Origin of the sequence: Chitinophaga dinghuensis, assembly GCF_003259435.1 — a bacterium.
GTDB classification, from domain to species: Bacteria; Bacteroidota; Bacteroidia; order Chitinophagales; family Chitinophagaceae; genus Chitinophaga; species Chitinophaga dinghuensis.
Genome location: NZ_QLMA01000003.1, coordinates 23,267 through 36,891, shown reverse-complemented (window position 1 = coordinate 36,891; position 13,625 = coordinate 23,267). Strand labels below are relative to the sequence as shown.

8 protein-coding genes are annotated in these 13,625 nt (G+C 45.8%); 5 read left to right on the top strand and 3 right to left on the bottom strand.

The window, feature by feature from the left end:
- Positions 1–3 precede the first annotated feature (3 nt).
- On the bottom strand, positions 4–1,098 hold the full coding sequence (locus CLV59_RS09150; protein ID WP_111591736.1) for a Nif3-like dinuclear metal center hexameric protein: 1,095 nt from the start codon (positions 1,096–1,098) through the stop codon (positions 4–6).
- Positions 1,099–1,158: 60 nt separating this feature from the next.
- Between CLV59_RS09150 and CLV59_RS09145 the strand changes: the two genes are divergently transcribed.
- A complete protein-coding gene (locus CLV59_RS09145; RefSeq protein WP_111591735.1) occupies positions 1,159–2,655 on the top strand; it encodes a carboxypeptidase M32 in 1,497 nt (498 codons plus the stop codon).
- Positions 2,656–2,724: 69 nt separating this feature from the next.
- Here the strand turns inward: CLV59_RS09145 and CLV59_RS09140 are convergent, their stop codons facing one another.
- Both CLV59_RS09140 and CLV59_RS09135 read right to left on the bottom strand, forming a co-directional pair.
- The gene (locus CLV59_RS09140) at positions 2,725–3,411 is read right to left on the bottom strand and encodes a rhodanese-like domain-containing protein (protein ID WP_111591734.1); all 687 of its coding nucleotides are present in this window, start codon (positions 3,409–3,411) and stop codon (positions 2,725–2,727) included.
- Positions 3,412–3,417: 6 nt separating this feature from the next.
- Complete coding sequence (locus tag CLV59_RS09135; RefSeq protein ID WP_111592323.1) at positions 3,418–3,990, bottom strand: methyltransferase domain-containing protein; 573 nt, start codon at positions 3,988–3,990, stop codon at positions 3,418–3,420.
- Between the two features lie 156 nt (positions 3,991–4,146).
- Between CLV59_RS09135 and CLV59_RS09130 the strand changes: the two genes are divergently transcribed.
- The 4 genes from CLV59_RS09130 to CLV59_RS09115 all read left to right on the top strand — a co-directional run bounded on the left by CLV59_RS09130 (position 4,147) and on the right by CLV59_RS09115 (position 13,565).
- Positions 4,147–9,018 carry a PKD domain-containing protein gene (locus CLV59_RS09130; RefSeq protein WP_170137687.1) on the top strand — a complete coding sequence of 1,624 codons (4,872 nt, stop codon included), beginning with the start codon at positions 4,147–4,149 and terminating at the stop codon, positions 9,016–9,018.
- A gap of 99 nt (positions 9,019–9,117) precedes the next feature.
- A complete protein-coding gene (locus CLV59_RS09125) occupies positions 9,118–11,961 on the top strand; it encodes a gliding motility-associated C-terminal domain-containing protein (RefSeq protein WP_111591732.1) in 2,844 nt (947 codons plus the stop codon).
- A 16-nt stretch (positions 11,962–11,977) separates the two neighbouring features.
- Positions 11,978–13,009: a PorP/SprF family type IX secretion system membrane protein gene (locus CLV59_RS09120; RefSeq protein WP_170137686.1), complete on the top strand. Its 1,032-nt coding sequence runs from the start codon at positions 11,978–11,980 to the stop codon at positions 13,007–13,009.
- Positions 13,010–13,208: 199 nt separating this feature from the next.
- The gene (locus tag CLV59_RS09115) at positions 13,209–13,565 is read left to right on the top strand and encodes a T9SS type A sorting domain-containing protein (protein WP_111591730.1); all 357 of its coding nucleotides are present in this window, start codon (positions 13,209–13,211) and stop codon (positions 13,563–13,565) included.
- Positions 13,566–13,625 lie beyond the last annotated feature (60 nt).

The following is a 13,625-nucleotide window of genomic DNA, read 5'->3' as shown; positions in this document are numbered from 1 at the left end:
GTATTATAAATAATTTACCGGGTTTGTTTTAATCGTAGATTTAAGAGGCGCAAAATTACGGAATTTTTCAGTCAATATATGATAAAATAATTCCACTGTAAACTGCTCGCTCTCAAAATGTCCGATATCTGCTATAATTAATTGATTATCAGCATCAAAAAATTCATGATATTTAAAATCTGAGGATATGTAGACATCCGCCCCCGCACCAATGGCACGCTTTAGCAGAAAACTCCCCGCACCTCCACATAACGCAATCTTTTTCACCGACTTACCCCTCAACGGCGTGTATTTTACACAACCCGTCCCAAACTGCTCCTTCACATAACGTAAAAATTGCATCTCTTCCATCTCCTCCGGCAACTCTCCTATCAACCCTGAACCTACCTCCTGGTAAGCATTATCCAATGCTACCACGTCATAAGCCACTTCCTCATAAGGATGACTCGACAATAACGCCGAAATCACGCGACCTTCCAAATATAACGGAAAAATCACTTCCAACTTCGTCTCCGCTTCAAAATGTCTGCTCCCCTGCGTACCAACATAAGGGTCCGTTCCCTCGCCGGCCTTGAAAGTACCCTCTCCCTGGCCATTGAAGCTACATTCACTGTAATTCCCTATATGCCCGGCCCCCGCCTCAAACAAGGCAGTACGCACCTTTTCTGCATCCCCCACCGGCACAAATGTGTATAACTTTTTCAATAACCCCTTCTTAGGCTGCAAAATCTTGGTCTTCACCAATCCCAGCCGACCAGCCATCTCCGCACACACGCCATTCCGCACATTATCCAGGTTAGTATGCGCTGCATACACCGCTATATCATGCTTAATCGCCTTAATCGCTACCCGCTCCACATAATTAGCCCCCGTAATCTTCTTCAGGCCGCCAAAAACAATAGGATGATGCGCCACCACCAGATTACAGCCCCTGGCAATCGCCTCATCTATCACTTCCTCTGTAGCATCCAGCGTCAGCAACACATTGCTAACCTCCCTGGACGAATCCCCGAATATCAACCCGGCATTATCATAACTCTCCTGATATTGCAACGGCGCAAAACTTTCTATCGCCTGGATAATCTCTTTTATCTTCATATGGGTAAAATTTAATGGTTCATACCGGCCATCACCTACATTTGCAAAAAAACATCAGTTATGCCAGGAAGCAAATCTACAGCAGAACAATATGCGGATTACAAACTAAAGATGCAAAAAATTGCAGATGTTAGAAATGCAATCGCCGTTTTAGGCTGGGACCAGGAAACCTACCTCCCGGAAAAAGGAGCCGGCTTCCGCGGTCAGCAAATTACTACTCTCAGTACCATCGCGCATGAACTGTTTACAGAGGAAGACCTGGGCGCCCTCCTGCAAGACCTCCATGGCAATCCGGCGCTAGACTCCGTACAACAGAAAAATATCGCGCTCTCTCTGGAAGACTACGAAAAAAATAAAAAATACCCGGCTTCTCTCGTAGCAGAAATCTCTGAAGCTACCAACCAGGCTTATCACGCCTGGATAAAAGCCCGTAAAGCTAACGACTATAAAGTATTTGAACCAGCCCTCACCCGCATGGTTGAGCTGAAACGTAAAGAAACAGCCATCCTCGGATACACAGACCATCCCTATAACGCACTGGTGAATGAATACGAAAAAGGCGCTAATACCACCATGCTGGATACCATCTTCGCAGAAGTGAAAACAGCCCTTTCTCCACTGCTGGATAAGATCTCCCAGCAATCACCCGCCAAACGCGATTTCCTGCACCTCCACTATGACCGAAACAAACAATGGCAACTCGGGATCGATATCCTGAAAGAAATGGGCTACGATATGAAAGCAGGTCGCCAGGATATTTCTGAACACCCTTTCACTACCAGCTTCAACCCCCTGGATGTTCGCGTAACTACCCGCATCGATGAAAACGATTTCAGTAACATGACCTGGAGCTGCATCCATGAGGGCGGACACGCACTATACGAACAAGGCCTTCCCCAGGAACAATACGGACTCCCTTGTGGCGAAGCTGCCAGTCTGGGTATCCACGAATCACAATCCCGCCTCTGGGAAAATAATGCCGGACGTAGCCTCGCTTTCTGGAAGTTCCAATATCCACGCCTCCAGCGCACCTTCCCGGAAAATCTCGGTAACGTGTCTCTGCAAGATTTCTATAAAGCCATCAATCACGTGCAACCTTCCCTGATTCGTACGGAAGCAGATGAAATCACCTACCACTTCCACATCATGATCCGCTACGAAATAGAAAAAGGACTGATCGATGGCAGCATCAGCACAAAAGATCTGAACCATACATGGAACGATTACTACCGTCAATACCTACACGTAGATGTGCCAAGCGATACACAAGGCGTATTGCAGGATATCCACTGGTCGCACGGTAGCTTCGGTTACTTCCCTACCTACTCTCTCGGCTCCTTCTACGCTGCACAGTTCTTCACCACTGCCCAGCAACAGGTCCCGGAACTGGAAGAGGCGATCGCCAGTGGCAACTATCAACCGCTGCTCGACTGGCTCCGCAATAATATTCACCCATTCGGAAGATATTATACCTCCAATGAACTCTGCGAAAAAATCACTGGCAAACCATTACAGTTCAGCTACTTCCTGGACTATGCCACCAAAAAATTCGTATAGCCATTAAAGAGAGAAAGCCGGTTCAGCTGAACCGGCTTTCTCTCTAAATTATTTTGTTAACAACTTGCGTTATTTCATCATCGCTTCCAGGGTTTCCTGACTCACCACACCAGTGATACGGCCTTTCTCCACACCATCCTTATACATGATGAAAGTAGGCAGCTTTAATGCATTGATCTGTTTCATCACCTCTGTATCATTACCGCCGTCCACTTTAACCAACTTCAGGTTTTTATGTTTGGCCAGCAAAGATGCCAATACCGGCTCCATCTGACGGCATGGCGGACACCATGCGGCGCCTACATCCGTTAATACCCAGCCTTTCATAATGCTGCTCTTGTACGCGTCCATAGACAACTGGGCTTTTGAAATACCCACTCCTTCTACCGGCAAACCGGCCTGTTTCCAGGCATTGATACCTCCCTCCAGTTCCACTACATTAGTGAAGCCGTTCTTACGCATCCAATCCACCGCTTTTGCACTGCGGCCGCCACCAAGGCAATACACATATACTGGCTTCTCTTTGTTCAGGTATTTTACTCGTTCCAGGAACTCATCCTGACGATTATAATCCGCCTGTAAGGCATTGGCAAGATGCCCACTGTTATACTCTCCGGCAGTACGTACATCAAATACCTGTACGCCTGGTTGCTGAATCTCTTTGGCAAAGGTGGCAGCATCTTCTTTTTGCTGTTGCTGGGCAAACAAGTTAAACCCTGCCAGCAGCAAAGATGCCATAACAACTATCTTCTTCATGGAATTTTATTTCGGGATAAAGTTAATAAATACCTCCGTTCCTTGTCGGGCCGGATGAGAATTATAACAAGGTTCCAACGTTTTGATCTGATAATCAAGAGAGAACAAATTGCGATACGCTTCGGCTGTTCCTCCAAACGGCGGCCCCGGACGCTCAAACATTTTGTTGAACATCACTCCTGCCAAATGCCCTTTAGGCGCCAGCAATGCGAGCATATGACGCACATACGCAGGCCGAAGAACAGGATCTAATGCACAAAAGAAAGTTTGTTCCAGGATAATGTCATACTGCCCCTCATGCTGAAAAAAATCGCCTTCCAGCAATCGAACCTCCGTTCCCGCCAGTCGCTCCCGCAGCCGCTCGATAACTATGGGCGCAATGTCCAGTACAGTGACATGCTTAAACCCCTGATTCCAGAGATATTCCGCTTCATAACTATTGCCACCACCCGGAATGAGTATACGCAATCCTTTATCCGACAACTGGTCCACATAGGCCTTCAATGGCGGAGATACCATCCCCATATCCCAGCCTGTCTGCTCCTGCAGATAACGATCATTCCAATATTTACTATCCATATCCATACGCTTGTAAAGAATACTAATTTAGGATACTACCTTAAAATTCCATGAAAAACTATCCAATGCAGAAGATATAATATTCCTATAAGCATTTATGTATTACTTTTATTGATCTTAACATACCTATGATCCGCCCTGATGGGTACCTATGCCATGAAATACTGTAACCAATTCCGTTTATCCTTCTTTATATTTTGCCTGCTATTGCTTGCCGGAATATCCCGTGTACAGGCACAAAATGTAGTCATCAAAGCAGATAATACAAGCGGCTGCGTACCCATGCTGGTCAGTTTCACTGCTACCCTGGACCCTGGATACACCAGCTATGAATGGTCTTTTGATCAGGGCTCTACCATCAATAACCTACTGACTCCAAAGAAGACCTTCGACGTGCCTAAGACCTATCATGTTACTTTTACAGCTAACTATCCTTCCGGCGCGATTACCAAAAGTCTGGATATTGCTGTACATGATGTGCCTAAAGCACTTTTCTCCGGCGCCACTACCATCGCTTGTCAACATACCACGCTTTCTTTCACGGATCAATCCTCTACACCGGAAGGCACAGTTACATCCGTGGAATGGGATATGGGAGATGGTACCTTGATCAAAGATGCCCAAGGGAAAACAGTATCTCATAAGTTCGACGCTTCCGGCCAATACAATATTTCCAGTATCGTTACTAACAACTGGGGCTGCCGCACCAGCAGTACGCCCCTCCCCATTACAATCCGTACCGCCCCGGAAGAACCTACTTTCGAAGCGGTAAAACCAGGCAGCTGCAGCGCTCCATTCGATGTTACCTTTATCAACAAAACACCTGACCCCAACAAAGAATTCACGTTTACGTACGACTACGGCGACGGCGCCACCGGAACTTCGCCCAACCACACTTATGCCAAACCAGGAACATATACCGTTACCCTCACCGCCACGAACGGCGATTGCACCAGTAGTAAAACATTGAAAAACTATATCAGCATAGGTAACCTGAAGGCATCTTTTACCTATTCAAATGCCTGTCAGGGCCAATTGGTACAGTTCACCAATACCAGCACTCCAACGCCAACTTCCAGTATCTGGACATTCCCAGACCTGACTACCGCCACTACCCTGGATGCACAACATGCCATTCCTTATTCAGGTAGTTCCGTGGTGCTTTCTGTAACCCTGGATGGCTGTACGGACGTTTACTATATGCCCATCACCCTTTATCCACAACCTACTGATATAGCCAGTGCTACGCCGAATAATACCTGCGCGATACCTGCTTCTACAAAATTCAGTGTTACCAACAGTAATTCGGTAAGCTGGTCCTGGAACTTCGGTGATGGCAGCCCAACTGACCCAACACCCAACACCACACATAGCTATACGGCCAATAACCTTTACACCGCTACACTTACAGCTACTACTGCGAATGGCTGTAAAGCTGTTACGCCGGTTGTACTGGATTACTCACTACCTACGGTTACCATTAGTCCATCAAAAACAGAAGGCTGTATCCCGCTGGATGTAACATTCAATACATTTCCCTTTACCAGACCTGGCGAAACAATTACCAGTTACTCCTGGGATTTTGGCGATGGGACCACCGGTACAGGCGCTACCCCTATGCATACCTATCTGAAAGAAGGTAATTTCACTGTCATACTTACTTTTACTACCAATAACGGCTGTACGAATACGGCTACTACAACGCTGAAGGCGGGCTTTAAACCAGTGGTAGACTTCTCCGCTGATCCTGCCATTACCTGCGCAAAAGATCCCGTGAACTTCACCAATTTGTCCCAACCCAGAGGAACCAGCTGGGCATGGCAATTTATGACGGATGAAGATGATCCCCGTACGCCTGAAAATGAAATGTATAGCTCTTTGGAAAATCCGACACATTACTTCCGTACCGTCGGCAAACAAACCGTTCAACTGGAAGTGGATAACTATGGTTGTAAAAATAAATTGATCAAATACGATATCGTTAATGTAACCGCCCCAATTGCAAAATGGAAATCTACTCCGGATTGTGATGACCCCATGAACAGGAAGTTTAAAGACCAATCGCAATGGGGCACCACAGATGCCACATTACCACATATTCAGGAATGGAATTTCGGCGATGGTACACCTACTCTGACTGCTACCGATCCCGTTCATACCTACGCTAAACAAGGACGATACAAGGTATCGCTGAAAGTAAGCAATACGGTATGCGATAACGAATTTGCAGACAGCATCTATGTGGTAAATCAATCGCCTACAATAAGTGCCAGTCAGACTGCCGTCTGCATTGGCAATGCGCTGGCATTGACTGCTACTATCCCTGATCCCACTTTACAATTGGGATACGTGATTGACTGGGGTGATTTAAATTCATTGCATTATGACACCTGGAATGCAGCATTTTTCCACACCTATGCAACGCCAGGCGTGTACAAAATTCAAGTAACCACTTACGATCTGAATAACTGTAAAAAGGAATCGAACATTATCTCTGTTACCGTAAACGGTCCGATTCCGGCATTTACCTTCTCCGGTAAACCTTGTCGTAATTCCGACATTACCTTTACTGATAATTCTTCTATGAACGCAGGTAATCAACTGGTTAGCTGGAAGTGGAATTTTGGAGACAATACGCCACCTGTAACAGTAACGAAGACACCGGTGGTAAATACGCATCAATATGCGAATGATGGCGGATATACTGTTACACTCCAGGTGACGGATAAATATAACTGTACCGCATCTGCTACTCGTTTTGTACAACTGGAAAATCATAAAGCCAACTTCACCATGAGTACCAATGAACCATGTGTGAATGATCCGCGCATCTACTACAATACTTCCAACGGCGCTTTCAACTTCAAATGGGATTTCGGAGACGGTACCACCAGTATAACTGCAAACCCTGTTAAAGCTTTTACTGCGCCCGGCAACTATGAAATAAAACTGCAAATCACTACCCCGGGCGGTTGCGTAGATGAAACCTCGCAAAAACTCCGCGTACCAGATCCTAAGGCCGATTTCACCATGCCGCAGGATATGTTGCCATGCCCACCCGTAAACGTGAAGTTTACCAATACGTCAGTGGATTTCGAACGCTCCAAATGGGATTTTGGCGACGGTACTTCCACCGGTAACAATAACCCGGACGGACATATTTACTCCCGTCCAAAAACATATGATATTACACTCACTGTTTACACCCGCGAAGGTTGCAGTAATCAGATAAAAAAATCAATTACCGTAGACGGACCAGATGGTACCGCTACCATTAATCTCAACAAAGGTTGCGCTCCGCTGGATATAAACCTTACAGCTACCGCTATCAAAACAGTTAAGTATGTATGGGATTTTGATGATGGAATTGTGGAGACGACAACCATTCCAACCTCTCCCCTGCACACTTATACTAATGCCGGTATATTCACCCCCCGCGTAATCCTGACGGATAGCAAAGGCTGCGAAGTGCCCGCTATCATTTCCGGAACTGTTACGGTAGACAAACCTGTGATCGATTTTGATATAGACAAATCCATGGCCTGCGGCGGCGGACTGGTAAAATTCACGAACAAAACCAAAACCCTGACGGAGGATGTACTCAGCATGCCATATACCAGCAGCTGGGATTTTGGTCAACCTGGATCTCCTGGTAATAACACCACTGCCAGGAACCCAACATTCAATTATCCTGGCCCTGGTTCACGTACCGTTAAACTGAATATCACCACCGCTTTCGGCTGCCCTGCTACACTTACCAAAACGGTGATAATTCCGGAACAACCGAAAGCCAGCATTGATCGCATTCCCGATATCTGTGAGACGGAAACTGTTACGATCAGTGGTAAAGAAACCAAAGGTGTAAATAATGTAAAATGGACCTGGAACGTTTCCAATAATATTACCAATAACAACACTACCCCATTCAGCTACAACGGCAATACACCAGGAACAATTCCGGTGATATTGACCATCACCAATGCTGATGGTAGTTGTCCTGATATCGCAAATGCACAGTTTATCGTACATCCGACACCGTTATTATCGCCCACTCCGGCACTGGCGAATGTATGTCGCGGTTCCAGCCTGATGTTATCTGCCAATACTGATTTCAACTCAGCTGTACTTTGGACCAACTATAACATCGATAACCCAACATCAAAAACGCCACTGGTATCACCGGATAAAGACATAACTTATTCCGTCATCGCTACCAGTCCGTTTGGCTGTAAGAATGAAAAATCAGTTGCATTAACAGTCACCCAGCCATTCACGATTTCTACCAGCGATCACATCACTTGCTTTGGCGGTAGCGTTCAACTGAATGTCACTGGAGCAGATCATTATACCTGGTCTCCGGCTATTGGATTAAATCGCACAGATATTCCTAACCCAATTGCCACTCCGCAAATCACTACCAACTATAATGTTTCCGGATTTGATAAGTACAATTGTTTCGAAATGAAAGCTACGGCACATGTGACCGTAAACCCTAAACCTGCTGTAGATGCAGGCCCGGACATTACCCAATCGAACGGTTCTATCATTCCGCTCCATGTAAAAGTCAGTGAAGATGTTACCAGGATCAAATGGACGCCTACCGAAAATCTCAGTTGCTCCAATTGCACCAATCCAACCCTGACTCCTAAAGGCGACGCTACCTATTATGTAGAAGTAACTAACGGTTACGGTTGCACGAATATGGACGACATCAACGTCAAAATAATCTGCGATAACTCAAACATCTTCATACCAAATACCTTCTCTCCCAACAAAGACGGGGTGAACGATATTTTCTACATCCGTGGCCGTGGCGTACAGGAAGTGAAATCAATGAAGATCTTTAACCGTTGGGGACAACTGATCTTCGAACGATACAGCTTCCCAACAGACGATATTACCAAAGGCTGGGACGGTACCTTCAAAGGCCAGATGCTGCCGCCGGATGTATATGTCTACTTTGCAGAAGTAGTCTGCGATAAAGGAGGATTGGGCTTGCTAAAAGGTAACCTAACTTTGTTACGATAAATTAAATTATTGATTATCAATACTAAACAGATACAATAGGTCTTTAATTGTTTTTTTCATTAATTTGTGGACGCAATTGATGAAAAACCGCCGATTCCTATGAAATATCCTCAGCCAAGATGTTTACGGACATTATTGTTGCTGGCAGCTATGCTGACAGGTAATCTCCTGTTTGCCCAGGTCGATTTTAAATATACTGTCTCCCCAGCGTCCTTATGTGCACCAGTAACTGTCTCCCTGACGAATACTTCTACAGGAAGCGCCCTCACGTATACCTGGGATTTCGGCGATGGTAGAACATCCACCGATCCCAATCCAACGGTTATCTATACCAGCGGCGGCGTGAAAAAAATTACATTAACTGCGCACAATTACAATGTGGATAACTCCGTTTTCAAAACCTTTACTATTGGAGATATACCAGTAGTGAATTTTAGTGCCGACGTAACCCAGAGTTGTAGCTTCTATACCGCCACTTTCACCGATCAAACGCCTGGAGGTACTAACCGTATCTGGGACTTCGGCGACGGTACGGCCACTGTCACCACTTCCGCGGCCACTATCACACACGCCTACACGAAAGCAGGAAAATTTGATGTAAAAGTAACGGTATCCAATATTAATGGCTGTTCCTCACAACTTACAAAGCCGGCCTACATCAATGTATCTTTACCAGTCCTAAAAATGAGCGCGCCAGTAGCTGGTTGCGTGCCATATAATGCTACATTCACCGCTACTTCTACCAATATCGTGAACGATCCTGCTACCGGTTATACCTGGGAGTTCGGAGATGGAAGTCCCGCACAAAATGGCGGCGCTACTATCAATCACACCTATACGCAAACAGGCACCTACAATGTAGCAGTCACTGTAAAAACAGCCAGCGGCTGCACTATCCGTACCTCGTTCGATAAACAGGTTCATACCGGAAATCCTCCCATTGGCGTGAGCTTTACGGCGTCTCCTACGAATGCCTGCACCGGCGAACCTGTTCGCCTCCTGGCAAACGCCCAGTATGCAGATACCTACAGCTGGGATTTCGGCGATGGCAGCACCCTGGAAACCGCCACCAACGATATTAAACATGGCTTCAATGCCAATGGTACCCTGATCGTAAATATGAAAGCAGGCAGCAATGGCTGTTACACCAACGCTCCTTCAATACCAGTTACCATCAACGGACCTGTATCTTCATTTACGTATACCCGTAACTGTTCGGAAAGAACCGAATTCAATTTTACCAATACAGCTACCAATACTTCTGCCGCAGCAACTTACCAATGGGACTTCGGTGATAACTCTCCGCTGGAAACCACCAAAGATGCTACGCACAGATATAGCGTTCCCGGTAAATATACGGTCCGGTTAACTGTATTCGACAATAACGGAACCTGCTCTCACAGCAGCTTTCAGACGGTATATTATTTCCTGGCCGACTTCACCACCGGCATTAGCTCTATTTGTCGCGGTAACAAAGTCACCTATGAAGTACTAAACATACCACAGGAACTGGTGGCCTCCTATACCTGGATCTTCGGTGATGGGACTACCTACACTGGTCCGGAACAGAGTTACACCAAAGCCTGGAATACTGCCGGTACCTACGACGACCAACTGGTCATCAAATACAATAATCCCGCTTACTGTGATGACATTGTAACAAGAGTGGCAAATATTCGTATTCTGGCGCCCCAGGCCGATTTTACATTGGCCAGCGGCCTATGCGCAGGGCAGCCGTCTACCTTTAAAAATAATTCAGTCACCTCTCCGAATACGCCTATCACCAACTGGAAATGGGACCTCGGAAATGGCCAAACCTCTACTGCACAAACGCCGGCGCCACTGAAATACGCCGCTTCCGGCAATTATCAGGTAAAACTGGTGATCACAGATGCCAGAAACTGCATGGACTCCATCAGTAAAACCATCAGTATCAATCCTTCACCATTCATTAAAGTAACCACTGCACAAGCAAAAATCTGTGAAGGAAACGGTACTACCTTAACCGCTACTACCGATGCCAGCATTCAGTGGCTGACAACAAATAATATCAGCTGCCTCAACTGCACTACACCTACCGTTTCTCCTGTTACCAATACCAGATATCTCGCGGAAGCCACTAACCCTTACGGCTGCACGATGCGCGACTCTGTAGATATTTCTGTGGTACCAAAAGTAGCGCTAACAGTAGCCAGCAATGATATCAAAGTATGCTATGGCAGCAGTACCAAACTACAGGCAAGCGGCGCCACCAATTTCAAATGGACGCCAGTAGACGGACTGACGAACGACCGTATCCCAGATCCGATCTCAACGCCTACCGCTGATATCACTTATCAGGTGACTGCCACCAACGATCCCATGTGCCCTTACAGCGCGCCAGTGAGCGTGAAAGTGAGTGTTAAACCAGTACCAGATGTGGATGCGGGCAAATCGCAAACAGTGCCGGTTGGATCTGTGGTCAAACTCATGGCTACCGGCAGCGGCGACGTAGTGAAATGGCAATGGTCGCCTACAGATTACCTGGACTGCTCCTTCTGCCCGATAGTAACCGCAGCAGTTCGCAAACCAATGACATACAGCGTCACAGGAACTAACGCTTTCGGTTGTACGAAAAGTGCAACCGTCACCGTAGACCTGGTATGCAACAGCGACGCTATTTATATTCCTAATACTTTCAGTCCTAACGGAGATGGTGTAAACGATATTTTCTACCCACGCGGAAAAGGTATCAGCTTCGTAAAATCGCTGCGTATCTTCAACCGCTGGGGCCAGGAAGTATACCGCCGGGAAAAGTTCAATACAGATGATAAAAGCAGAGGATGGGATGGCACATTCAACGGAAAACCACAACCTTCCGATGTATACATCTACTTCCTGGAAGCCTATTGTGACACAAACGACTTCCTTCAGCTGAAAGGAAACTTAACATTACTGAGATAATAACCCAATGCTCAACATGAAACACCTGTACCGCATTTTATGCTTTGTTACAGCCCTGCTTGCAGGAGGTGCAGCCTCCGCACAGGATATACACCTGTCGCAGTTCTACGAAACTCCCATCTTGCGCAATCCGGCGCTGATAGGGATTTTCAACGGAGATGTTCGTGTACAGGCTATTTACAGAAACCAATGGAATAAAGTAACTATTCCTTACCAAACCGGAAGTCTGAGTGGCGAAATAAAATTCCCTGTTGGCCAGGGCAATGATTACCTAACTACTGGTCTCCAATTTACATATGACCGCGCTGGTACCTCCAGATTACAGTCCACACAGATTCTGCCAGCTATCAACTACCATAAATCACTGAATTCAGACAAAACCAGTTTCCTGGCCCTTGGCTTTATGGGTGGTTTTGTACAGCGCCAGTTTGATCCAGGCAATATGACATTCGACAACCAATACACAGGTGGTCGTTTTGATCCCAGCATGCCTACCGGCGAGGAAGGAAAACTGGCCCTTCGTGGTTACAGCTACCTGGATGCCGGTTTCGGGATAAGCTATAATAGTGTGATCAGGGAAGACGTCAACTACTACATCGGCGCCGGTTACTATCATTTCAACAGCCCGAAAGTCTCCTTCTACAACGATAAATCCATTCTGCTGAATCCTAAACTGACTTTCAATGCCGGTATCTCCATCCCTGTAGATGAACGGGTGAAGGTAATAGCGGAATACAATCAGCTGCATCAGGGTACTTATTCTGAATATATCGGAGGCGCTATGTTGCGTTATGCCCTCATGGACCGCGGTCTGGAATCCACACGCGGCATCTATGGCGGACTCTTCCTACGCCTCAACGACGCCATTATTCCAACGGTTAAGCTCGATATGGATAAATATGAACTGGGAATGAGTTATGATGTGAATATCTCGAAATTGAGAACGGCCAGCCAGAGTTTTGGCGGGTTTGAAATATCTCTCGTGTTCAAAGGCTTCTTAAACAGCCGCAACAGTACGCTGGAAAGTGTAAACTGCCCGAGATTTTAAACATTAAAAGAAAATGAAAGTCAAAGAATTAGGTGGAAAAGCAGACTGGAACCGTTAAATTTTACATAAAAAGAAGAAAAAATATAACTAAATGGCGTTGTATTTGTTAAATTTACATAAGAGTGTGTGCAGCTAATTGCGTGATTTATCAATCAAAAAACTATAATATATTTGAAAATAATTTTATCTTTATAGTACTATGTTAAAATCCTCTACCCTCTTTTTCACACTTGTTTTCTGCTTATTTTCCCTTGTTGGAAAGGCGCAAAACGACAAATCCCAGCCGAATTCGGACGGGGGTAGTAAAATTGTCAGATTATATCCGAACCCTGCTACCTCTATCATAAACTTTGAAATTCAGCAACTTCATAATAACGAAAAATCTTACGATCTTATTGTATATAATTTTTTAGGAAAGAAAATTGACCAGCTGAAAGCAGTTGGCACAAGAACATCCGTGAATCTGGATAACTATTACAGTGGATTGTACATTTATCAATTGCGTGATCAGCGTGGCAACCTCGTGGAATCCGGGAAGTTTAATGTAGTGAAGTAAGATATATCCCCCTCCCTTTATACCGACGAACAAAAATATTAACGGCCGTCTCAGCAGAGA